Consider the following 21960-nt stretch of genomic DNA (forward strand, 5'->3'; position numbering starts at 1 on the left):
GGTCGCCGCCGAACTCAACGGACGACCCCGCCAGACCCTCGGATGGAGAACCCCCGCAGAAGCCCTCAACGACCTACTCTCAGCCCCTCAACCAACCGGTGATGCAACGACCGGTTGAACCCACCGGGGTTGATCGTCGTCCGTCCTCCTGCGCGAGATCTGGCGCAGGAGGACGGACTTCGATCAACCCCCCTGATCATCGCTGGGGGTGCGGGGGTCAGACGTTGACGTCCTTGGCGACCGCGCGCAGCTTGTGCCGGGCCAGCGCCAGGTTCGCGGTGGCGCGGTTGAGCACCAGGTAGATGAACAGGCCCGCGTTGCCGGCGCCCTGCAGCACGTTGATCAGGTGGTACTGGCCCTTGAGCGTGATCAGGATGTCCTCGATCTCGTCGTTGAGCTCGAGGTCGCCGATCGTGCGCAGCTTGGCGCGCACCACGTTGGAGTTGCCGGCCGCCGCGACGTTGAGGTCGAAGCCGGGGCTGCCGCCGGCCGCGAGGGCCATGCCGCTGTCGGCGTCGACGATCGCCGCGCCGCTGGCGCCCTCGATCTCGAGCAGCGAGGCGATGACGGTGTCGAGCTGTGCCATGAGGTGGACTCCTGTCGTCTCTGGGTGGTCAGGCCGCGCAGGGGCGGCGCTGGGGGGAGGGACGGCGGCCGGTGCCGCCGGTCCGGGAGCGGTCCGCGGAGGGGGTGGGTGGTCGGTCGGGGGGCGGTCCACGGCCCGCACGCGCTGCCACCAGGAGGACCACCATGCCGACGCCATTCCCTCTTCGCCGTTCCGTCGCGGACCCCGTGCCTCTCAGCCAACCTCACGCTGCGCGCTCGGGCAACCTTGCTGGGTAACCCCCAGGTCAGCCTGCGGGGAGGCCCGGGGTCGGACGACGGACCGCCCTCGGCTACCTTCCGCGGTCGACGCCGCTGCACGCCGGAGGACCCCATGAAGACCCGCGACCTCGCCTACGTGGCCCTGTTCGCCGCGCTCACCGCGGTGCTCGGGCTGGTCCCGGCGATCACCGTGGGTCCGGTGCCGATCACCGCGCAGACGCTGGGCGTGATGCTCGCCGGGTCCGTGCTGGGCGCCCGCCGAGGCTTCCTCGCCCTGGCGCTGTTCCTGGTGCTGGTCGCCGTCGGGCTGCCGGTGCTGCCCGGTGGTGGCGGGGGGCTGGCGGTCTTCGCCGGCCCGACCGCGGGGTACCTGCTCGCCTGGCCGTTCGCCGCCGCGGTGATCGGGGCGATCACCGAGTGGGCATGGTCCCGGTACACCCTGGGGTGGGCGGTGCTGGCCAACGTCGTGGGCGGCATCGTGGTGGTCTACGCCGTCGGCGTGCCGGTGCTGGCCCTGGTCCTGGACCTCTCCCCGGGGGTCGCGCTGGCCACGGGTGCGGCACCCTTCCTGGTCGGCGACGCGGTGAAGGTGGTCATCGCCTCCGTGGTCGCCGTCCAGGTCCGCCGGGCCTACCCGGTCATCGAGCGGCCGCGCCGGGCGGCACCTGCCTCGTGAGGCGACGGCGCCCGGCCGCCGGGGCCGCGGTCGCCGACCCCACCCGGGGCATCGAGCTGCGCGGCGTCGGGCACGCCTACGCCCAGCGCGCGGTGCTGCACGACCTGGACCTGCGGCTCACCGAGCGCCGCATCGGCGTCGTCGGTGCGAACGGGTCGGGCAAGTCGACCTTCGCCCGGCTGCTCAACGGCCTGGTGCTGCCCACCGAGGGCGAGGTGCTGGTGGACGGGCTGTCCACGGCCACCCAGCTGACCGCCGTCCGTCGGCGGGTCGGGTTCGTCTTCCAGGACCCCGACGCCCAGATCGTGCACCCCACGGTCGCCGAGGACGTCGCCTTCGGGCTGGTGAACCAGGGCGTGCCGGCCGCCGAGCGGGAGGTGCGGGTGCAGGCCGCGCTGGAACGGTTCGGCCTGGCCGGGCACGCCGACCACCCCGCCCACCTGCTCTCGGGCGGGCAGAAGCAGCTGCTGGCCATCGCCGGGGTGCTGGTGATGCGCCCGGCCCGGGTCGTGTTCGACGAGCCGACCACCCTGCTGGACCTGGTCAACACCCGCCGGGTCGCCGAGCTGGTGGCCTCGCTGGAGGAGCAGGTGCTGGTCGTCAGCCACGACCTGGACCTGCTGGCGGACTTCGACCGGGTGCTGGTCGTGGACGGCGGCACCGTGGTCGCCGACGACGCCCCGGCACCGGCCCTGGCCCGCTACCGCGAGCTGATGGCCGCGCGGCCATGACCCTGGCCCTCTACGTCCCGCGCGCCAGCCCGGTGCACCGGGCACCGGCCTGGCTGGAGCTGCTCGTCCTCGCCGCCGGCAGCGTGGCGCTGTTCGTGCTGTCGTCCTGGCCGGTGGTGCTCGGCGGGCTGGCCCTCGTGCTGCTGGTGGGGCTGGGGGCGGCGCGGTTGCCCGCGTCGGTGCTCGTGGCGCAGGCCCGGGCGGTCGCCTGGTTCCTGGTGGCGGTGCTGGTCGTGCGCGTCCTCGTCGAGGGCTGGCGGGTCGGTCTCGTCGACGGCGGGCTGACCGTCGTCCGGCTGCTGGTGCTCGTGCTCGCCGCCGCCGTCGTCACCGCCACCTGCCGGGTCTCGGAGATGGTCGCGGTGGTGGAGGCCGTGTGCTCGCCGCTGCGGGTCCTCGGCGTCCGGCCGGCCCGCATCGGACTGCTGGTGGCGCTGGCGCTGCGGTTCGTGCCGGTGCTGGGCGAGCGCGCGGCGCGGATCCGGGAGGCGCAGGCGGCCCGGGGCGGGGCCACCCGGGGCCCGCGGGCGCTGGCCCGCACCGCGGTGCCGCTGCTGGTGCAGCTGCTGGTGCTGGCGCACACGCTCGCCGAGGCACTGGACGCCCGTGGGGCCGACGCCCCGGCCGAGCGGGTCAGGGGGCGCCGTCCCCCTCGTCGTCCAGCCAGCGGGCCAGGAACACCTTCTCCTCCGGCGTGATCCGGCGGGGGCGCTCGAGGGCGAAGTCGTAGGGCACCAGCACCGTGCTGCCGGTGACCGCGAGGACGCCGTGGTCGAACAGCTCGTAGTGGCAGGTCAGGGAGGCCGCGCGGATGCCGGAGACCCAGATCTGCACGGTGAGCGGCTCGGCGTCGTAGACGACCGGCCGGCGGTAGGCGACCTGGTGGGAGTGCACGACCAGGCCGCGCCGCATGCCGGTCTTCTCGTCGTGGGTGGGCTGGTCGAAGAACAGCGCCACCCGGGCGGTCTCGAAGTAGCCGAGGAACGCCACGTTGTTGACGTGCTGGTAGGCGTCCATGTCCGACCAGCGCATGGGGACCTGCACCGTGAACCTCACGGGGCCGCACCGTACCGGCCTACGGTGGCGCGGTGACGTGGCCGGCGGGCGCCCCGGGGGTGGTGCAGCTGCCCTCGGGCCGCCGGGTGCGCGGCCGGGGGCTGCGGCAGGACCTGCCCGCCCCGGGGTTCGGGTTGGTGCTGCTGGGCCGCGACCGGCCGGTGCCGTGGCCGCACCGCTGGGTGGCGTGGCCCGACTTCCGCCTGCCCCGCTCCGCCGACGACCTGCGCGCGGCGTTGCGCGACCTGCTGGACCGGTCGGGCAGCGAGCAGGTCGAGGTCGCCTGCGCCGGCGGCACCGGGCGCTCGGGCACGGCGCTGGCCTGCCTGGCAGTGCTGGACGGCGTCCCACCTGCGGAGGCGGTGAGCTGGGTGCGCGCCCACTACCGGCCGCGGGCCGTCGAGACACCCCGGCAGCGCCGGTTCGTCGCTCGCTGGACCCCCTGAGGAGGAGGGGCGCTCCCGGCGGGAGCGCCCCTCCTGCTCAGTCGCGGGTCAGCTTGCGGTAGGTCGCCCGGTGCGGGCGCGCCGCCTCGGCACCCAGCCGCTCGACCTTGTTCTTCTCGTAGTCCTCGAAGTTGCCCTCGAACCAGAACCACGTCGAGTCGCCCTCGTAGGCCAGGATGTGGGTGGCCACGCGGTCGAGGAACCACCGGTCGTGGCTGACCACCACGGCGCAGCCGGGGAACTCCAGCAGCGCGCTCTCCAGGCTGGTCAGCGTCTCGGTGTCCAGGTCGTTGGTGGGCTCGTCCAGCAGCAGCAGGTTGCCGCCCTGCTTGAGGGTCAGCGCGAGGTTGAGCCGGTTGCGCTCGCCGCCGGAGAGCACCCCGGCCTTCTTCTGCTGGTCGGGGCCCTTGAACCCGAACGCCGAGACGTAGGCCCGCGAGGGCATCTCGACGTTGCCGACCTTGATGTGGTCCAGGCCGTCGGAGACGACCTCCCACAGGCTCTTGGCCGGGTCGATGCCGCTGCGGTTCTGCTCGACGTAGGCGATCTTGACCGTCTCGCCGACCTTGATCTCGCCGGCGTCGGGCTCCTCCTGGTCGACCAGCATCTTGAACAGCGTGGTCTTGCCGACGCCGTTGGGGCCGACGACGCCCACGATGCCGTTGCGGGGGAGGCTGAAGCTCAGGCCGTCGATGAGGACCCGGTCGCCGAAGCCCTTGACCAGCTTCTCGGTCTCGATGACCACGTTGCCCAGCCGGGGGCCCGGCGGGATCTGGATCTCCTCGAAGTCGAGCTTGCGGAACTTGTCGGCCTCCGCGGCCATCTCCTCGTAGCGGGCCAGGCGGGCCTTGCTCTTGGCCTGGCGGGCCTTGGCACCCGAGCGCACCCACTCCAACTCGTCCTTGAGGCGCTTGGCCCGCTTGGCGTCCTTGGCCCCCTCGACCTTCAGGCGCGCGGCCTTGGTCTCCAGGTAGGTGGAGTAGTTGCCCTCGTAGGGGTAGGCCCGGCCGCGGTCGAGCTCGAGGATCCACTGGGCCACGTTGTCCAGGAAGTACCGGTCGTGGGTGACCGCGACGACGGTGCCGGCGTACTTCTCCAGGTGCGCCTCCAGCCAGGCCACCGACTCGGCGTCGAGGTGGTTGGTGGGCTCGTCGAGCAGCAGCAGGTCCGGCGCCTCGAGCAGCAGCTTGCACAGCGCCACGCGGCGGCGCTCACCGCCGGAGAGGACCTTCACGTCGGCGTCGCCGGGCGGGCAGCGCAGCGCGTCCATGGCCTGCTCGATGCGGTTGTCCAGCTCCCACCCGTCGCCGTTCTCGATGACCTCCATCAGCTCGCCCTGCTCGGCGAGGAGGGAGTCGAAGTCGGCGTCGGGCTCGCCCATCGCCGCGCTGACCTCCTCGAAGCGGGTCAGCGCCGCGCGGAGGTCCTTGACGGCCTCCTCGACGTTGCCGCGCACGTCGAGCTCCTCGTCCAGCGGCGGCTCCTGCTGCAGCATGCCGACGGTGGCGTCCGGGGCGAGCACGGTGTCGCCGTTGGAGGCGTGCTCCAGGCCGGCCATGATCTTCAGGACGGTCGACTTGCCGGCGCCGTTGGGGCCGACGACGCCGATCTTGGCGCCGGGCAGGAACGCCAGGGTGACGTCGTCGAGGATGACCTTGTCGCCGTGCGCCTTGCGGGCACGCACCATGGAGTAGATGTACTGGGCCACGGGAGCCTTCCGTCGTCTTCGGGGATCGAGCTGGGCTGGTCGGCGGGGGCGACACCCGGTCGCCACGACACGCCTGCCCCCAGTCTCCCAGCCCCGGGCAACCCCGCGGGCGCCGGGACCGGCCGGTCGGCCGGCCCCGGCTGCGTCGGGTCAGAACGGGGCGTCGACGAGGTCACCGGCCTCGGCCGCGGCCCGGTCGTCCAGCGGAGCCCCGTCGTCGAGCGTGGCCCCGTCGTCGAGCGGGTTGCTGGGGTCCGCAGGCCCGGGCGCGGCGACCTCCGGGTTCCGGGGCGTGCGCTTGAAGGTCGCGCTGCCGCGGCTCAGGTCGTGCCCCACGAGGGAGGCCTTGATGACCGTGCGGCTGCGCTTGGCGCCGTCCACCTCGTACTCCGAGGTCGAGATGCGGCCGATGACCACCACGGGGTCACCCTTGACCACACCGGCGGAGACGTTGCCGCCGAGGGTGTTCCAGGCGTCGACGTCGACGTAGAAGGTGTCGCCGTCCACCCACTGGCCGGTGGCGGCATCGACACGCCGCTCGGTCGAGGCCAGCCGGAACTTGGTCACCTCGCCGTTGCCGGCGCGGCGGCGGACGGGCGAGTCGACGACGTTGCCGATCACGGTGACGGGGATGCTGCTCACGGTGCTCCTCCAGGGGTCGGCCGGCCCCGGTGGCCGGACGCCGACACCGTCCCGCCGGGCGACCCAGGGCGGGGACCGCAGCCAGGATCTGTGGACGGGCACCCGGGTTGTGGACGCCGGCCAGCACGGCGCCGCCCGACCGTGTAGGGCGGGTGGGATGATCGGCGCCGCCGAGCGCCCGTAGCTCAGCGGATAGAGCAGGGGCCTTCTAATCCCTTGGTCGCAGGTTCGATTCCTGCCGGGCGCACCCGTCCCGCCGGACACGCCCGGTCGCAGCCCGCGCGGTGCAGGCGTGTCGGCCACCTGACCAGCACCGGAGGTGTCCGGGGTCAGCCGTGCCGGTTCGACGCGGCGGCCGGCGGCTGGCACGGTCGATGGCTCCCGTACGCACCAGCAGGACGTCGAGAGGACAGCGACCCGTGCTCACCCTGACCGAGAACGCCGCCACCGCGATCGCCACCCTGGTGGAGGGTGCGCAGGCCCCCGCCGACGCGGGGCTGCGCATCAGCGACTCCGCCCAGCCCGGTCCAGAGCTGGAGCTCACCCTGGCCGCCGCGCCCGAGCCCGCCGACGACGTCGTGGAGGCCCCCGGCACCGACGGCCGCGGCGCGCGCGTCTTCCTGGACGGACCGGCCTCGGCCGCGCTGGCCGGCAAGACCCTCGACGCCGCCGCCGACGCCGAGGGCCGTCTGCAGTTCGGCCTGCGCGAGCAGCCCTGAGCCGCGGGTGCGGGGACCCCGGACCGGGGTCCCCGCACCGGGCGCGCTCAGCGCGCGGGCGACCAGCCGATCGCGGGGGCGACCTCGCGGACGACGGTCTCCAGCAGCCGGGCGTTGTAGTCGACGCCGAGCATGTTGGGGACGGTCAGCAGCAGCGTGTCGGCCTCGCGCACGGCGGCGTCCTTCGCCAGTTCCTCGGCCAGCTGGTCCGGCGGGCCGGCGTAGGTCTTGCCGAAGCGTGACCGCATGCCGTCCAGGATGCCGACCTGGTCCTCACCGGACCGGTCGCCGAAGTACACCCGGTCCTCGTCGGTGGTCACCGGCATCACGCTGCGGCTGACCGAGACGCGGGGCTCGCGGTCCCACCCGGCGTCGGCGAACGCGGACCGGAAGCGGGCGATCTGCTCGGCCTGCAGCTCGTCGAAGGGGATGCCGGTGTCCTCGGTGAGCAGCGTCGAGCTCATCAGGTTCATGCCCTGCTGACCGGTCCACACCGCGGTCTCGCGGGTCCCCGACCCCCACCAGATGCGCTCGGGCAGGCCCTCGGACCGTGGCTGGATCCCCAGCCGGCCGGTGACGCCCCCGGTCATCCGCGGGTCGGCGTCGACCACCCCCGCGCCGGCGATCGCGGCACGGAACAGCTCGGTGTGCTGACGCGCCGTCGCACCGCCGTCGTCGTCGAAGCGGTAACCGAACGCGGTCGCGCCGCGCAGCGCGGTCTCCGGTGACCCCCGGCTGATGCCCAGCTGCAGCCGCCCGTCGGCGAGCAGGTCGGTGATGGCCGCCTCCTCCGCCATGTACAGCGGGTTCTCGTACCGCATGTCGATGACGCCGGTGCCGATCTCGATGTGCGAGGTGCGGGCGGCGACGGCGGCCAAGAGCGGGAACGGCGCAGCCAGCTGGCGGGCGAAGTGGTGCACGCGGAAGAACGCGCCGTCCAGCCCGAGCTCCTCCGCGGCGACCGCGAGCTCGACGCTCTGCACCAGCGCCTCGCGGCCGGTGCGCACCCGCGACCCGTGCCCGGGGTTCCAGTTCCCGAAGCTCAGGAAACCGATCTTCTTGTCCATGGGGTCCTCCCTGTCCGCCCCGTGCAGCGCCTGGGGCGGACAGGGTATTCCAACGTTCAACCAGATGGGCGTCAGGCCCCGGCGAGGGTCGGGTAGTCGGTGTACCCCTTCGGCCCGGCGCCGTAGAAGGTCGAGGCGTCCGGGGCGTTCTCCGGGTAGCCGCCCACCCAGCGCTCGACCAGGTCGGGGTTGGCGATGACCGCCCGGCCCACGGCCACGACGTCGGCGAGGTCGTCGGCGACGTAGGAGACGGCCTCCTCGCGCTCGGTCGGGGTGGCGAACCCGGTGTTGACCATGAAGGTCCCGCCGAAGCGGCGCCGCAGGTCCTGCACCAGCGCACCCGCGGGCTCGCGGTGCAGCACCGAGAGGTAGGCCAGGCCCAGCGGTGCGATCGCGTCGACCAGTGCACCGTAGGTGGCCTCGACGTCGGAGGCGTCGGGCTCCTGGATGCCCTGCACCCCGTGCTGCGGCGAGATCCGGATGCCGGTGCGGGCCGCGCCGATCTCCGCCGCGACCTCGGTGGCGACCTCGACGACGAAGCGCGCCCGGGCCTGCGGGCTGCCGCCGTAGACGTCGGTGCGGGTGTTGGAGTCGACACCGAGGAACTCGTGCAGCAGGTAGCCGTTGGCGGCGTGCAGCTCGACGCCGTCCAGACCGGCGTCGACGGCGCGGCGGGCCGCGGCGACGAACTCCGCCTTGACCGCGACGGCCTCCTCCGTGGTCAGCGCGTGCGGCACCGGGTAGGGCTGCTTGCCCTCGGGGGTGTGCGCCTCGCCCGGGACGGCGATGGCCGAGGGCGCCACGATCCGCTCGGTGCCGGTGATGGCGGTGTGCGAGACCCGCCCACCGTGCATCACCTGCATGAACACCTTGCCGCCGCGGGCGTGCACGGCCTCGGCGACCCGGGACCAGCCGGCGGCCTGGTCGTCGGTGACGATGCCCGGCTGGCCCGGGTAGGACCGGGACTCGTGGCTGGGGTAGGTGCCCTCGGTGATGATCAGGCCGAGGCCGGCGCGCTGCGCGTAGTGCTCGACGACGAGGTCACCGGGCACCCCGGCGGCACCGGAGCGCATGCGGGTCAGCGGGGCCATCACGACGCGGTTGGCGAGCTCGAGGTCGCCGAGCTGCACGGGGGAGAACAGGTCCATGCCCGGGGCAGCGGCTCCGGCGCCGGGACGATTCCGGACCGGGGGTGCGAGCCCGGCCACACTCTGACCCGACCCCCACCACCACATCTGCCACAGAGGGCCACTCACGGCACAGACAGTGACGGAACCGCACGGCTCGGTCGCGACGCACCCGGGGAACCTGCACCACAGAACGTGGCCGATGCGCCACAGTGTGCCGGTGAGCCTCTCCGCCGCGCCCGGTTCCCCGGGCTCCCCCACCGGGCCCCGGGCGGTCGACACCCTGCTGGCCGACCGCGGGCAGCTGTTCCGCGCGCTGTTCCTCTCCGCCCCGATCGGCAAGGCCGTCGTCGACGTCGAGGGCCGGATCCTGGTCGTCAACCCCGCCCTGTGCGCGCTCACCGGCCGCACGGCCGAGGAGCTCATCGGCCGGCACCTGGACCTGCTGGCCCATCCCGACGACATCCCGCTCGAGGACGAGCCCGCCGTCGCCGTCCCCGGTGCGACCCCGCTGGACCCGCACCTGGAGGTGCTCGGCGAGCGCCGCCTGCAGCGCGCCGACGGCAGCACCGTCTGGGTGCAGCAGGCCCGCGAGCTGGTGCACCGCACCAACGGCGACCCGCACTTCGTCGTGCTGAGCCTGGTCGACGTCACCGACCGCCGCCGCGCCGAGGAGGACCTGGTCCGCCGGGCGCTCACCGACCCGCTGACCGGGCTGCCCAACCGCCGCTCGCTCACCGACCGGCTCCAGCACGCGCTCAACCTCTCCCGCCGCCGCGGGGGCCCGGTCGGCCTGGTCTACCTCGACCTGGACCGGTTCAAGGCGGTCAACGACTCCCTCGGCCACGAGGCCGGCGACCAGCTGCTGTGCCAGGTCGCCGACCGGCTGCGCTGGTCCACCAGGGTCGAGGACACCGCCGTCCGGCTCGGCGCCGACGAGTTCCTCGTGCTCGCCGAGGAGGTCGACGACATCGAGGGCCTGCGCACGCTGGCCGAGCGGCTGATGCGGGTGCTCGACGACCCCTTCCACGTCAACGACCGCGAGATCGTGCTCTCGGCCAGCATGGGCCTGACCCTGGGTCTGGACGCCGCCCCCGACGCGCTGCTCAAGCAGGCGCACGGCGCACTGACCCGGGCCAAGGCCGGAGGCGGTCGCGGCCGGGTCGAGGTGCACGACGAGGCCCTCGCCGACGGCGACGTCGACCAGCTGCAGCTGGAGAGCGACCTGCGGCACGCGGTGGACGCCGGCGAGCTGCGGCTGTTCTACCAACCCATCGTCGCGCTGTCGGACGAGACGCTGCTGGGCTACGAGGCGCTCATCCGCTGGCAGCACCCCACCCGCGGCCTGCTGCCGCCGGGGGCGTTCCTGGAGGCCGCGGAGAACAACCGGCTGACCTCCAAGCTCGGCGCCTGGGTGCTGCGCCAGGCCTGCACCGACGCGGCCGGGTGGGACCCCGACCTGCGGGTGCACGTCAACATCTCCGCCCGGCACCTGGCCGAGCCCGGGTTCTCCGACCTGGTGGCCGCGGCGCTGGAGGAGTCCGGGCTGGAGTCCGGCCGGCTGGAGCTGGAGATCACCGAGTCCACCGCGCTGTTCGCCGCCGAGGCGACCCTGCGGTCGGTGTCGGAGGTGACCGCCAGCGGGGTGACCCTCGCGCTGGACGACTTCGGCACCGGCTACTCCGCGATCACCGCGTTGCACCGGTTGCCCATCCACACGGTCAAGATCGACCGCTCGTTCGTCGCCGACGTGGTCACCGAGCCCTCGACCGCCGCGCTGGTGCAGGGTCTGCTGCAGCTGGGCCAGGGCATGGGGCTGGAGGTCATCGCCGAGGGCATCGAGGACGAGGACCAGGCCACGTGGCTGCGCGACCACGGCTGCACGATGGCCCAGGGCTACGCGTTCGGCAGGCCGGCCCCGCTGCCGGCCAGCCCGGAGGCCGCCTCCGTCTGAGCCGGTCCGACGGGGGTGGGCACCGGACGCTTCGCCGTCCGGCCGTCCCCGGAGGACCGGCCGCGCAGCCGGCGGCCCACCCAGGGGACCACGAAGGACCGCAGCCACGCCGCCTCGGTGGCGACCCGCTCGCGGCGGGGCACCGGCGGGGCCGGGTCCAGGGGCACCGCCCACGCCGGGTCGACGTCCAGGCCCAGGGCGGCCGCGGCGGCGAGCGCCGTCCGCCGGTGGCCCTCGGGCGCCAGGTGCAGCCGGTCGACGTCCCACACCCGGGCGTCCTGCACCCAGGCCGCACCCCACTGGTCCAGCACGTGGGCACCGTGCCGGGCCGCGATCGACCACAGGTGGGCGTTGTAGACCGCCGACCGGCCGCGGGTGCGGGCGATCAGCGGCGTCGCGCGGGGGTCGACCCCGGTGGCCAGCAGGACGTCGGCCCCGCCGGCGCGCAGCGCCGCCACGGCGTCCTCCATCACCGCGGCCAGCGCATCGGGGTCGGCCCCGGGCCGCAGCAGGTCGTTGCCACCGGCGACGATGCTCACCAGGTCCGGGCGCAGCTCCAGGGCGGCGGGCAGCTGCTCGTCGACGACCTGGCGCAGCAGCCGACCGCGGATCGCCAGGTTGGCGTACTCCACCCCGCCCGGCGCGTCGGCCAGCAGCACGGCCAGCCGGTCGGCCCAGCCGACCAACCCGCCGTCCGGGCCGGGGTCGCCGACGCCCTCGGTGAAGGAGTCCCCGACCGCCACGTACCGGTGCCACGCCACCGGTGCATCCTCTCCTGGGCGCCACCGGGGATGATCGACACCCATGCGCACCGACGTCGCCTGCACCCTGACCGTGTCCACCCCGGTCCCGACCCGGGCGCTGCTGCAGGTCGCCGTCGCCTCCCCGACCACCGAGGAGCTGACCATCGTGTCGGCGGGCCGGCCGCGCAGCGCCGAGGAGACCCAGGTGCACGGCGCCCGGGTGCACGAGCTGCAGCTGGCCGCCGGCGAGACCTCCATCGCCTACACCGCGACGGTGGAGTCCGGCGGCGACCCGCTCGAGGTCACCGCGGCCGACCGGGCCGAGTACGTGCGGCCCTCGCGGTACTGCCCCTCGGACCAGGTGGAGGGCTACGCCGCCCGGGAGTTCGACCAGGACACCGACCGCGCCGCGCTGGTGCGCACCGTCGCCTCGTGGGTCACCGACCGGCTCGTCTACGTCTCCGGGGCCAGCCGCCCGGTCGACACCGCCATCGACACCCTGCTGGCCGGCTCCGGCGTGTGCCGGGACTACACGCACCTGACGGTGATGCTGCTGCGCGCCCTGGAGGTGCCGGCGCGGCTGGTGGCGGTCTACGCCCCCGGCCTGTCGCCGATGGACTTCCACGCCGTCGTGGAGGCCGACGTCGACGGGGTGTGGAAGACGGTGGACCCCACCCGGCTGGCGCCGACGTCCTCGCTGGTGCGCATCTGCCACGGCCGGGACGCCGCCGACACCGCCTTCCTGTCGCTGTTCGGCGGCCGGGCCACGCTGGGCCGGATGTCGGTCACCGCCACCGTCGACGGCGACCTCCCGGCCCCCTCCGACGAGCCCTTCCCGCTGCCCTAGCCGCGGTAGGTCTCCAGCAGGCGCAGCCACACCTCGTTCATCGTCGGGTAGGCCGGCACGGCGTGCCAGAGCCGGCTGATCGGCACCTCCCCGACGACCGCGATGGTCGCCGCCTGCAGCATCTCCGAGACGCCCGGCCCGACGAAGGTGACGCCGAGCAGCACCTCCCGCTCGGTGTCGACGACGGCGACGGCCTTCCCGGCGTACCCGTCGGCGAACAGCGCCGACCCGGCCACGTCCCCCAGCTCGTACCGGACGACGGTGTGCGGCAGCCCGCGGTCGGCCGCCTGCTCGGCGGTGATGCCCACCGAGGCGACCTGCGGGACGGAGAAGGTGACCTGCGGGACGGCCGCGGTGTCGGCGGTGGCCACGAACTGCGACCAGTCGGCTAGCGACACCTGGTGGCCCTGCGCCCGGGCGACGATCGCCGCACCGCCCTGCCGGGCCTGGTACTTGCCCATGTGCGTGAGCAGCGCCCGGCCGTTGGCGTCGCCCATCGCGTACAGCCAGTCCAGGCCGCGGACCCGCAACGAGTCGTCGACGTCGAGGTACTCCCCCGGGGTCAGCCCGACGGTCTCCAGCCCGAGGCCCTCGGTGCGCGCCTTCCGGCCCGCGGCGACGAGGAACCGGTCGCCGCGGACCTCGCCGGCGCCGGTGACCACGACGACGTCCTCGCCGTCCTTCCGCACGGCCGACACCGAGGTGCCCAGCCGGACGTCGACACCGCGCCCGCGCAGCGACTCCGCGACCGCGTCGCCGGCCTCGGGCTCCTGCCCGGCCAGCAGCCGGTCACCGCGCTGCAGCAGCGTGACCTGCGAGCCCAGCGCCGACCACGCGGTGGCCATCTCCGTGCCGACCACGCCGCCGCCCAGGATCACCAGCCGGCCGGGGGCCTCCTGCGCACTCGTGGCCTCGCGGGCGGTCCACACGTCGACGTCCTCGATGCCCTCCACCGGCGGGACGGCGGCGGCCGAGCCGGTGCACACCGCCACGGCGTGGTTCGCCAGCAGCACGGTCTGCGTGCCGTCGGAGGAGGTGACGACCACCCGCTTCTCGCCGTCGAGCCGGCCGACCCCGCGGACCAGGGTGATGCCGGCCCCGTCGACCCACTGCGCCTGGCCGGAGTCGTCCCAGTTGCTGGTGAAGGAGTTGCGCCGCTCGAGGGTGGCGGCGACGTCCTGCTCGCCGGTGACCGCCGCGGCGGCGCCGGGGACCGCACGGGCCTCCTCGAGCACCTCGGTGCCCCGCAGCAGCGCCTTGCTGGGCATGCACGCCCAGTAGGAGCACTCGCCGCCGACCAGCTCGCTCTCCACCAGCGCGGCGCTCAGCCCGCCCCGCACCACGGTGTCGGCCACGTTCTCGCCGGTCGAGCCGGCCCCGATCACGACCACGTCGAAGGTCTGCTCTGCGCTCACCGGCCCATCCTGGCGGTGTGCTGGACTGGTCGCATGCCGGTCGAGTTCAGCGCCGCCCTGCGCCAGTACGCGGCCGGGGTCGCGCTGCTGTGCGTGCGCGACGACATCGACGACGTGGGGACGACGGTCACCTCCGTGATGAGCGTGTCGACGGATCCGCCGCTGGTCGGGCTGTCCCTGACCACCCGCGGTTACCCGCTGGAGGTGCTGGGGACCGTGGGCTCGGGTGCGCTGACCTTCCTGGCCGCCGAGCACGAGATGGTGGCCAGCCGGTTCGCCTCGGCCGGCCGGCCCGGCGCCCGGCACCTGCTGGAGACCGTGCCCTGGCGGCGGGCCGAGCACAGCGGCGGCATCGTGCTGGAGCGCGCGGTGGCGGCGCTGGACTGCCGGGTCGACCGGCTGGTGGAGGCCGGTGACCACACCGTGGTGCTGCTGGAGGTGGTCGACGTCCCGGTGCTGGAGGAGACCCGCGAACCCCTGCTGCGGCTGCGCGGGCGCTGGACCGACGGCACCGGCCGCGCGTTCCGTCGTACCTGAGGAGTTCACTGGAGGGCGATGACCGACGCACCGTTCTCCGAGTCCGCCGTCCGCCGGGCCCTGGTCCGCGCCGAGCGGGGCGCCACCCTCGACGCGACCGAGGCCGAGGTGCTGCTGTCCGCCCGTGGCCTCGGCGAGGGCGAGCCGCTGGACCGGCTGCTCACCGCGGCCGGCCGGGTCCGCGATGCGGGGCTGGCCTCGGCCGGCCGCCCGGGCACGGTCACCTACAGCCGCAAGGTGTTCGTCCCGCTGACCCACCTGTGCCGCGACCGCTGCCACTACTGCACGTTCGTGACCACCCCGGGGCAGCTGCGCGCCGACGGCAAGGCCCCGTTCCTGTCCCCCGACGAGGTGCTGCAGATCGCCCGCGAGGGCGCAGCGCTGGGGTGCAAGGAGGCGCTGTTCACCCTGGGCGACCGGCCCGAGGACCGCTGGCCGGTCGCGGCGCAGTGGCTGGAGGCGCACGGCTACGAGTCGACGCTGGGCTACCTGCGGGCTATGGCGATCCGGGTGCTGGAGGAGACCGGGCTGCTGCCGCACCTCAACCCCGGGGTGCTGTCGTGGGAGGAGATCCAGCGGCTCAAGCCGGTGTCGGCGTCGATGGGCATGATGCTGGAGACCAGTGCCACCCGGCTGTTCAGCGAGCCCGGCGGCCCGCACTTCGGCTCCCCCGACAAGGACCCCGCCGTGCGGCTGCGCGTCATCGAGGACGCCGGCCGCTCCGCCGTCCCGTTCACCACCGGCGTGCTGCTGGGCATCGGCGAGACCCCCGCGGAGCGGGTGGACGCCGTGCTGCGCATCCGGGAGGCCGCGCAGCGGCACGGGCACGTGCAGGAGGTGATCGTGCAGAACTTCCGGGCCAAGCGGCGGACGGCGATGGCCGCCGCCGACGACCTCGCGCTGCAGGAGTTCCTGGCCGCGGTCGCCGTCACCCGCCTGCTGCTGGGCCCCCGGCACCGGGTGCAGGCGCCCCCCAACCTCACCGACCGCGCCGAGCTCGGCCTGCTGCTGCGCGCCGGTGTCGACGACTGGGGCGGGGTCTCCCCGCTGACGCCCGACCACGTCAACCCCGAGCGGCCGTGGCCGCACATCGACACCCTCACCGCGCTGACGGCCGAGGCCGGGTTCACCCTGCGCGAGCGGCTGGCCGCCCAGCCCGGCTACGTCACCGCACCCGAGCCGTGGCTGGACCCCCGGGTGCGACCGCACGTCACGGCGCTCGCCGGGCCCGACGGCCTGGCGGTCGAGGGCCGGGTCCCGGTCGGGCTGCCCTGGCAGGAGCCCGACGACGCCTGGACCGCCAGCGGCCGGGTCGACCTGCACACCGCCATCGACACCGAGGGCCGCACGACCGACCGGCGCGGCGACTTCGACGCCGTCTACGGCGACTGGTCCGAGCTGCGCGACCGCACGGTGGCCGCGCGGTCCGGGGCCTCCACCGCCCTGCCGGCGGGCGACCCCGAGGTGCACGCCGCCCTCGCCCGCGCCGAGGCCGACCCCGCCGGGCTGACCGACGCGCAGTACCTGGCGCTGCTGGGCGCCGACGGCCCCGACCTGGACGCGCTGGCCGCGCTGGCCGACGCCGTCCGCCGGGACACCGTGGGCGAGGACGTCACCTACGTGGTGAACCGGAACATCAACTTCACCAACGTCTGCTACACCGGCTGCCGGTTCTGCGCCTTCGCCCAGCGGCGCACCGACGCCGACGCCTACACCCTCTCCCTGGAGCAGGTCGGCGACCGGGTCGACGAGGCCTGGGCCGGCGGCGCCACCGAGATCTGCATGCAGGGCGGCATCCACCCCGACCTGCCCGGCACCGCCTACCTCGACCTCGCCCGGGAGGTCAAGCGGCGGCAGCCCGGCATCCACCTGCACGCCTACTCACCCATGGAGATCGTCAACGGCGCCGCCCGCACCGGGCTGTCCTTCCGCGAGTTCCTCCTCGCCGCCAAGGAGGCCGGGCTGGACTCCATCCCGGGCACCGCGGCGGAGATCCTCGACGACGACGTCCGCTGGGTGCTGACCAAGGGCAAGCTGCCGACCGCGACCTGGCTGGAGATCGTGCAGACCGCGCACGAGGTCGGCATCCCCTCGACCTCGACGATGATGTACGGCCACGTCGACGCCCCCCACCACTGGGTCGCCCACCTGCGCACCCTGGCCGCGCTGCAGGACCGCACCGGCGGGTTCGCCGAGTTCGTGCTGCTGCCCTTCGTGCACCACAACTCCCCGGTCTACCTCGCCGGCGTCGCCCGCCCCGGCCCGACGATGCGGGAGAACCGGGCCGTGCACGCCGTCGCCCGCCTTCTGCTGCACGGCCGCATCCCGCACATCCAGACCTCCTGGGTCAAGCTCGGCGACGCCGGCACCCAGGTCGTGCTCACCGGCGGCGCGGACGACCTCGGCGGCACGCTGATGGAGGAGACCATCAGCCGGATGGCCGGCAGCGAGAACGGCTCGCTGAAGACCATCGCCGAGCTCGAGGCGATGGCCGCCGCCATCGGCCGCCCCGCCCGCCAGCGCACCACGGACTACGGGACGCCGAGCGCCGAGCGGCTGGCCACCGCCCGCTCCGACGCCGGCCGCCGCGCGCTCACCCTGCAGATCACCCCCGCCTGACCGCCGCCGCACGACTACGCAGCGTCACTGAGACGGCTGCCTGCCGGTACGGGTTGCACCCTGCAGCACGGGATGACTGCGCTGCGCCACCGCTGAATCGAGGCGCGCCGGGACCCGTTGACAGCCCTGACGCAGGGTCACATCGTCGTGTCGACTTGTCGACGGGGGCGGCGCCGCCCCCGCTTGTCCCGGGGGACGTTCGACAGGACAGGTGCGTCCCCCGCCGTGACCGCGGCGACCCACCGCGGCTGAAGGAGAAGCACGCGTGCGGAGAGCGTCCCGCCGATCCCGTCCCCGCGGCAGCCGAGCCCTGACCGGGCTCCTGGCCCTGCCCCTCGCCCTCGGCGTGCTCAGCGGTTGCTGGCTGCCCGACGTGAGCATGAGCCCCGGCGTCCCCGGTTCATCACCGGAGGCCACTGCCTCCCCGTCGTCGTCGGCGGCGGCCACCCCGACGGCCGAACCGGTCGCCGCGGCCGCCGACCGGCCGTCCGGCGACCTCGACGCCGGCTCGGTCACCCACGTGCAGCCGGCCGGGGACCGCGAGCTCGTCATCGACTACTGGACGACCCAGCAGGCCGTCGCGTGGACCCCGGCGGACACCAAGTCGATCCAGCTCTCGGCGCACCTGGAGGGCGAGGAGTCCACCGCCAGCAGCATCGAGGTGCTGGTCACCCGGTTCTCCGCCGTCCTCGACGACGGCACCGCCCGCAGCACCGTCGTCGACGACCGGGGCGAGTTCGCCCTGCAGCCGCCCTTCACCTACGGCACCGCCCTCGAGCTGCCCCCGACCGACCCGGCGGCCGCCTCGGTGACCGTCACCGTCCAGTTCGACCTGCTGGTGGAGACCGGTCGTGGCACCGACCGCTACTACCGGCAGACCGTGATCGACACCCTCGACCTGCCGCTGCTGACCCAGGAGACCGACCGATGACCGAGCTCGTCGTCAACCACATGCGCCGGTCGACCGACCGGGTCAACCTGCTCGCCCGCAGCGGCGACGCCGTCCCCGACATCAGCCTGCTGGTGCCGGCCGAGTTCGGCGGCCGGCACTCCGACGACCAGCGCCGGCACGCCACGATCAGCTGCGTCATCCCGGCCTACAACGAGGAGTCGACGATCGGTGCCGTCCTCACCTCGATCCTGACCCAGACCCGGCCGCCGGACGCCGTCCACGTCGTCATCAACAACACCGACGACGACACGCCCGAGGTGGTCGAGGCCTTCGTCGGCGAGCACCAGCGGGTGGTCAAGGGCGAGACCTACACGACCCACGTCTACGTGCACGACATCGGCGAGAACCCCGACAAGAAGGTCGGCGCGCTGAACTTCGGCTACTACGTCAGCCGCGGCTACGACTACATCCTCGGCGTGGACGGCGACACCACGCTGGAGCGGCGGTGCGTGGAGTGGCTGGAGAAGGAGATGGTCACCGACCAGCGCATCGGTGGGCTCTCGGCGATCTACACCTTCGACAAGGGCGCGGTGTCCGGGCCGATGGCGAAGTTCCTGGTCGCCGGGCAGCGGGCCCAGTTCGCCGGGTTCAACATGGACAACCTGGTCCGCGGCCGGAACATGGCCGTCCTCGGCGGCCAGTGCTCGCTGTTCAGCGTCCGCGCGCTGGAGCGGGTCATGTACCTCAACCACCAGTCCGCGCCCTGGGTACGCGACTCCGAGGTCGAGGACTCCAAGCTCTCCCTGCAGATCAAGGACGCCGGCTACAGCACCAAGATCAGTGCTCGGGCGCGGGCCTTCGTGGGCCCGATGACCACCCTCCGGGCGCTCCACGGCCAGCAGGTGAAGTGGAACTTCGGCGGCATCGACCTGCTGTGGCCCGGCCAGCGCGGGGACACCAAGGGCCAGCCCATGCACCCCAACCTGCGGCTGCGCTGGTACGAGAACATCTCGATGGTCTTCAACATCACCACCCGCATGGCGTTCCTGCTGCTGCTGGCCGCGGCGCTGTCCATCGACGCGTTCGTGTTCAACCCGGTCTGGCTCATCCCGCCCGCGGTCGCGACGCTGCTGAACCTGCGGATCGCCACCTCGATGCACGACAAGAGCGCCTCGGACTTCTTCTACGCGCTGCTCGTGGCCCCCGCCGAGCTGTACATGTGGATCCGGATGGGCCACTTCGTCACGGCGTGGGTGCAGTTCTTCGCCCGCTCGGACAAGGACAACTGGGCCGCGCAGGCCGCTGCCGAGCGCGGCCGGGGCTCGCAGTACGTCATGCCGCTGATCTGCGCCGCCGCCACCTTCGTGGTGCTGATCTTCGCGTGGAGCCAGCAGGGCGTGGGCGTGCAGTCGGCCATCCTGTCCATCGGCTGGCCGGTGCTGTACCTGATCACCGTGCTGCAGACGCTGTTCATGATCAAGAAGCTGGTCCGCCGCCAGCGCGGCTTCACGGTCTGACCCCCAGCTCACCGAGCAGAGGGCCCGCGGTCGTCGACCGCGGGCCCTCCGTCGTCCCGGGTGGGTGACAGGCGCCGTCGAACGGGTGGCCCCCCATCGGGTGGAAGACGTCCCGAAACCACCCCAACGGGTTCAGCGGGGTCGCAGGTCCGTTGACCGGTGGTGGCGGCCTGCCACAGGGTCAGCGGCACGAGCCCGGGCCGACGGCGATCCGGGTGCGCCGCGCACCGCGCGGCCGCTCGGCCCCGCCCGTGACACCCGGAGGAGACCCCGGTGAGCCCCCCTGCCCGAACGCCCAGGACGTTGCGCCGCGGCGTCCTCGTCGCCGCGATGCTGGCCAGTGCCGGCGTCCTGTCCGCCTGCCAGCTGCCCGACGTCAGCATGAGCCCGTCGGTGGCCACGTCCCCCGCCACCTCCCCCGCCACGTCGGCCGGACCGGAGGAGCCGTCGTCGGCGGCCGCCGTCCGCGAGGCGGCCGCCCCCGTCACGCCGACCACGCCCGCGCGGCCCGCCGGTGACCTGGACGCCGGCTCCGTGACCCACGTGCTCGCCGCCGGCAACCTCCAGCTCGTCGTCGACTGGTGGACCGCCGAGCAGGCGACCACGTGGACACCGGCGGACGAGAAGACGATCCAGCTGTCCGCGCACCTCGAGGGCGGTGACACCGACGGGGAGACCGAGGTGCTGGTCACCCGGTTCTCGGCCGTCCTCGACGACGGCACGACCCGCACCTCGCTGAGCGACGACAGCGGCGAGTTCGCCATCCAGCCCCCCTTCACCTACGGGACGGCGCTGTCCCTGCCCGCCTCCCCCGCCGGCACCTCCACCGTCACCGTCGACGTGCAGTTCGACCTGCTCGTGGAGACCGAGCCCGGCTCCCAGCGCTACTTCCGCCAGACCGTGCTGGACAGCCTCGTCCTGCCCCTGGTCGCCCCCACTTCCGAGGAGAACGAATGACCGAGATCGCCGTCCAGGGGATGCGCCGGTCCACCGACCGGGTGACCCTGCTCGCCCGCAGCGGGGGCGACGTCCCCGACGTCAGCACGCTGGTCCCCGAGCAGTTCTCGGCCTGGAGCCACTCGGGCAGCCGTCGCCACGCGACCATCGCCTGCGTCATCCCGGCCTACAACGAGGAGGCGACCATCGGCGCCGTCCTCACCTCGATCCTCGGCCAGACCCGGCCGCCGGACTCCGTCCACGTGGTCATCAACAACACCGACGACGACACCGCGGAGGTCGCCGGTCGCTTCGTCGGCCAGCACGAGCGGGTCGTCAAGGGCGAGACGTACACGACGGTCGTGCACGTGCACGACATCGGGGTGAACCCCGACCGCAAGGTCGGGGCGCTGAACTACGGCTACTACGTCAGCCGCGGCCACGACTACATCCTCGGCGTCGACGGCGACACCACGCTGGACCGCTTCTGCCTGGAGTGGTTGGAGAAGGAGATGGTCACCGATCCGCGCATCGGTGGGCTGTCGGCCATCTACTCGTTCGAGAAGTCCGGGCTCAAGGGCGCGATGGCCAAGTTCCTGGTCGCCGGTCAGCGCGCCCAGTTCGCCGGGTTCAACATGGACAACCTGGTCCGCGGCCGGAACATGGCCGTGCTCGGTGGCCAGTGCTCGTTGTTCAGCGTCCGCGCGCTCGAGCAGGTCATGTACCTCAACCACCAGGCGGCACCGTGGGTGCGCGACTCGGAGGTCGAGGACTCCAAGCTCTCCCTGCAGATCAAGGACGCCGGGTACAGCACCAAGATCAGCGCCCGCGCCCGCGCCAACGTCGGTCCGATGACGACCCTGCGGGCGCTGCACGGCCAGCAGGTGAAGTGGAACTTCGGCGGCATCGACCTGCTGTGGCCCGGTCAGCGCGGGGACACCAAGGGCCAGCCGCTGCACCCGAACCTGCGGCTGCGCTGGTACGAGAACGTCTCGATGGTCTTCAACATCGTCAGCCGGATGGCGTTCCTGCTGCTGCTGGCCGCGGCGCTGTCCATCGACGCGTTCGTGTTCAACCCGGTCTGGCTCATCCCGCCGGCGGTCGCGACGCTGCTGAACCTGCGCATCGTGGCGTCCATGCACGACAAGAGCGCGTCCGACATCTTCTACGCGTTGCTGGTCGTCCCGGCGGAGCTGTACATGTGGATCCGGATGGGCCACTTCCTCAGCGCGTGGACGCAGTTCTTCGCGCGGTCGGACAAGGACAACTGGGCGGCGCAGGCGGCCGCCGAGCGGGGCCGCGGGTCCCAGTACGTGATGCCGCTGGTGTGCGCCGCCGCGACCTTCGCCGTCCTGATCTTCGCCTGGACGCAGCAGAGCACCCAGATCCAGTCCGCCATCCTGTCCATCGGGTGGCCGGTCCTGTACCTGCTGACCGTGCTGCAGACGCTGTTCATGCTCAAGAAGCTGGTCCGCCGGCAGCGCGGCTTCACCGTCTGACGCA

General features: G+C 73.5%; 21 protein-coding genes and 1 tRNA gene. 14 read left to right on the forward strand and 8 right to left on the reverse strand.

Going from position 1 to position 21960, the window contains the following annotated elements:
- Positions 1-217: 217 nt before the first annotated feature.
- Positions 218-586, reverse strand: a complete 369-nt coding sequence (locus tag NH342_RS10495) for a hypothetical protein (protein ID WP_091063390.1) — start codon at positions 584-586, stop codon at positions 218-220.
- Positions 587-937: 351 nt separating this feature from the next.
- On the opposite strand from NH342_RS10495, the gene NH342_RS10500 reads away from it, so the two are divergent.
- The 3 genes from NH342_RS10500 to NH342_RS10510 are packed head-to-tail and all read left to right on the forward strand — an operon-like array spanning position 938 to position 2930.
- Positions 938-1501, forward strand: a complete 564-nt coding sequence (locus tag NH342_RS10500) for a biotin transporter BioY (protein WP_253014532.1) — start codon at positions 938-940, stop codon at positions 1499-1501.
- Positions 1498-2232: an energy-coupling factor ABC transporter ATP-binding protein gene (locus tag NH342_RS10505; protein WP_253014534.1), complete on the forward strand. Its 735-nt coding sequence runs from the start codon at positions 1498-1500 to the stop codon at positions 2230-2232. Before NH342_RS10500 ends, NH342_RS10505 begins: the two co-directional genes overlap by 4 nt.
- Positions 2229-2930, forward strand: a complete 702-nt coding sequence (locus NH342_RS10510; protein WP_253014536.1) for an energy-coupling factor transporter transmembrane protein EcfT — start codon at positions 2229-2231, stop codon at positions 2928-2930. The genes NH342_RS10505 and NH342_RS10510 overlap by 4 nt, the downstream gene beginning before the upstream one ends.
- Here the strand turns inward: NH342_RS10510 and NH342_RS10515 are convergent.
- Positions 2866-3288 carry a thioesterase family protein gene (locus NH342_RS10515; protein ID WP_253014538.1) on the reverse strand — a complete coding sequence of 141 codons (423 nt, stop codon included), beginning with the start codon at positions 3286-3288 and terminating at the stop codon, positions 2866-2868. The two genes, NH342_RS10510 and NH342_RS10515, sit on opposite strands and share 65 nt — an antisense overlap.
- Positions 3289-3320: 32 nt before the next feature.
- Between NH342_RS10515 and NH342_RS10520 the strand changes: the two genes are divergently transcribed.
- Positions 3321-3734 carry a protein-tyrosine phosphatase family protein gene (locus tag NH342_RS10520; protein WP_253014540.1) on the forward strand — a complete coding sequence of 138 codons (414 nt, stop codon included), beginning with the start codon at positions 3321-3323 and terminating at the stop codon, positions 3732-3734.
- Positions 3735-3771: 37 nt separating this feature from the next.
- On the opposite strand, the gene ettA is transcribed toward NH342_RS10520, so the two are convergent.
- Together ettA and NH342_RS10530 are read right to left on the reverse strand one after the other, a co-directional pair.
- The gene (gene ettA / locus NH342_RS10525; protein WP_253014542.1) at positions 3772-5442 is read right to left on the reverse strand and encodes an energy-dependent translational throttle protein EttA; all 1671 of its coding nucleotides are present in this window, start codon (positions 5440-5442) and stop codon (positions 3772-3774) included.
- Between the two features lie 150 nt (positions 5443-5592).
- Positions 5593-6084 (reverse strand): single-stranded DNA-binding protein, encoded by a 492-nt coding sequence (locus tag NH342_RS10530; RefSeq protein WP_253014544.1) that lies wholly within the window; start codon positions 6082-6084, stop codon positions 5593-5595.
- A gap of 174 nt (positions 6085-6258) precedes the next feature.
- Between NH342_RS10530 and NH342_RS10535 the strand changes: the two genes are divergently transcribed.
- Both NH342_RS10535 and NH342_RS10540 read left to right on the forward strand, forming a co-directional pair.
- Positions 6259-6331, forward strand: a tRNA-Arg gene (locus NH342_RS10535).
- Between the two features lie 172 nt (positions 6332-6503).
- Positions 6504-6803 (forward strand): Fe-S cluster assembly protein HesB, encoded by a 300-nt coding sequence (locus NH342_RS10540; RefSeq protein WP_253014546.1) that lies wholly within the window; start codon positions 6504-6506, stop codon positions 6801-6803.
- Between the two features lie 47 nt (positions 6804-6850).
- On the opposite strand, the gene NH342_RS10545 is transcribed toward NH342_RS10540, so the two are convergent.
- Together NH342_RS10545 and NH342_RS10550 are read right to left on the reverse strand one after the other, a co-directional pair.
- Positions 6851-7870, reverse strand: coding sequence for an LLM class flavin-dependent oxidoreductase (locus NH342_RS10545; RefSeq protein ID WP_253014548.1), 1020 nt, complete (start codon positions 7868-7870; stop codon positions 6851-6853).
- A gap of 71 nt (positions 7871-7941) precedes the next feature.
- Positions 7942-9018, reverse strand: coding sequence for an alkene reductase (locus tag NH342_RS10550; RefSeq protein ID WP_253014550.1), 1077 nt, complete (start codon positions 9016-9018; stop codon positions 7942-7944).
- A gap of 199 nt (positions 9019-9217) precedes the next feature.
- Here NH342_RS10550 and NH342_RS10555 point away from each other — a divergent pair, with 199 nt between their 5' ends.
- Positions 9218-10951, forward strand: coding sequence for an EAL domain-containing protein (locus tag NH342_RS10555; RefSeq protein ID WP_253014563.1), 1734 nt, complete (start codon positions 9218-9220; stop codon positions 10949-10951).
- On the opposite strand, the gene NH342_RS10560 is transcribed toward NH342_RS10555, so the two are convergent.
- On the reverse strand, positions 10894-11712 hold the full coding sequence (locus NH342_RS10560; RefSeq protein ID WP_253014565.1) for an SGNH/GDSL hydrolase family protein: 819 nt from the start codon (positions 11710-11712) through the stop codon (positions 10894-10896). The two genes, NH342_RS10555 and NH342_RS10560, sit on opposite strands and share 58 nt — an antisense overlap.
- A gap of 43 nt (positions 11713-11755) precedes the next feature.
- Between NH342_RS10560 and NH342_RS10565 the strand changes: the two genes are divergently transcribed.
- Positions 11756-12541 carry a transglutaminase family protein gene (locus tag NH342_RS10565; RefSeq protein ID WP_253014567.1) on the forward strand — a complete coding sequence of 262 codons (786 nt, stop codon included), beginning with the start codon at positions 11756-11758 and terminating at the stop codon, positions 12539-12541.
- Here NH342_RS10565 and NH342_RS10570 read toward each other — a convergent pair.
- Positions 12538-13956, reverse strand: a complete 1419-nt coding sequence (locus NH342_RS10570) for an NAD(P)/FAD-dependent oxidoreductase (RefSeq protein WP_253014569.1) — start codon at positions 13954-13956, stop codon at positions 12538-12540. The two genes, NH342_RS10565 and NH342_RS10570, sit on opposite strands and share 4 nt — an antisense overlap.
- A 33-nt stretch (positions 13957-13989) precedes the next feature.
- Here NH342_RS10570 and NH342_RS10575 point away from each other — a divergent pair, with 33 nt between their 5' ends.
- From NH342_RS10575 to NH342_RS10600, 6 genes are all read left to right on the forward strand, one after another.
- The gene (locus NH342_RS10575; protein ID WP_253014571.1) at positions 13990-14493 is read left to right on the forward strand and encodes a flavin reductase family protein; all 504 of its coding nucleotides are present in this window, start codon (positions 13990-13992) and stop codon (positions 14491-14493) included.
- A gap of 18 nt (positions 14494-14511) precedes the next feature.
- Positions 14512-17112, forward strand: a complete 2601-nt coding sequence (locus NH342_RS10580) for a bifunctional FO biosynthesis protein CofGH (RefSeq protein ID WP_253014573.1) — start codon at positions 14512-14514, stop codon at positions 17110-17112.
- 265 nt (positions 17113-17377) lie between these two features.
- Positions 17378-18043 carry a hypothetical protein gene (locus tag NH342_RS10585; RefSeq protein WP_253014575.1) on the forward strand — a complete coding sequence of 222 codons (666 nt, stop codon included), beginning with the start codon at positions 17378-17380 and terminating at the stop codon, positions 18041-18043.
- Positions 18040-19521 (forward strand): glycosyltransferase family 2 protein, encoded by a 1482-nt coding sequence (locus NH342_RS10590; RefSeq protein WP_253014577.1) that lies wholly within the window; start codon positions 18040-18042, stop codon positions 19519-19521. The genes NH342_RS10585 and NH342_RS10590 overlap by 4 nt, the downstream gene beginning before the upstream one ends.
- A 273-nt stretch (positions 19522-19794) precedes the next feature.
- Entirely contained in the window at positions 19795-20478 is a 684-nt protein-coding gene (locus tag NH342_RS10595) for a hypothetical protein (RefSeq protein WP_253014579.1), read from the forward strand.
- Entirely contained in the window at positions 20475-21956 is a 1482-nt protein-coding gene (locus tag NH342_RS10600) for a glycosyltransferase (protein WP_253014581.1), read from the forward strand. The genes NH342_RS10595 and NH342_RS10600 overlap by 4 nt, the downstream gene beginning before the upstream one ends.
- Positions 21957-21960 lie beyond the last annotated feature (4 nt).

The organism is Klenkia sp. PcliD-1-E, assembly GCF_024124375.1.
GTDB lineage: Bacteria > Actinomycetota > Actinomycetes > Mycobacteriales > Geodermatophilaceae > Klenkia.

What these genes read in the sequence shown, in the direction of transcription:
- NH342_RS10495 (WP_091063390.1), bottom strand. Translation starts at nt 586, where the DNA reads ATGGCACAGCTCGACACCGTCATCGCCTCGCTGCTCGAGATCGAGGGC.
- NH342_RS10500 (WP_253014532.1), top strand. Translation starts at nt 938, where the DNA reads ATGAAGACCCGCGACCTCGCCTACGTGGCCCTGTTCGCCGCGCTCACC.
- NH342_RS10510 (WP_253014536.1), top strand. Translation starts at nt 2,229, where the DNA reads ATGACCCTGGCCCTCTACGTCCCGCGCGCCAGCCCGGTGCACCGGGCA.
- NH342_RS10545 (WP_253014548.1), bottom strand. Translation starts at nt 7,870, where the DNA reads ATGGACAAGAAGATCGGTTTCCTGAGCTTCGGGAACTGGAACCCCGGG.
- NH342_RS10550 (WP_253014550.1), bottom strand. Translation starts at nt 9,018, where the DNA reads ATGGACCTGTTCTCCCCCGTGCAGCTCGGCGACCTCGAGCTCGCCAAC.
- NH342_RS10565 (WP_253014567.1), top strand. Translation starts at nt 11,756, where the DNA reads ATGCGCACCGACGTCGCCTGCACCCTGACCGTGTCCACCCCGGTCCCG.
- NH342_RS10575 (WP_253014571.1), top strand. Translation starts at nt 13,990, where the DNA reads ATGCCGGTCGAGTTCAGCGCCGCCCTGCGCCAGTACGCGGCCGGGGTC.
- NH342_RS10580 (WP_253014573.1), top strand. Translation starts at nt 14,512, where the DNA reads ATGACCGACGCACCGTTCTCCGAGTCCGCCGTCCGCCGGGCCCTGGTC.
- NH342_RS10590 (WP_253014577.1), top strand. Translation starts at nt 18,040, where the DNA reads ATGACCGAGCTCGTCGTCAACCACATGCGCCGGTCGACCGACCGGGTC.
- NH342_RS10600 (WP_253014581.1), top strand. Translation starts at nt 20,475, where the DNA reads ATGACCGAGATCGCCGTCCAGGGGATGCGCCGGTCCACCGACCGGGTG.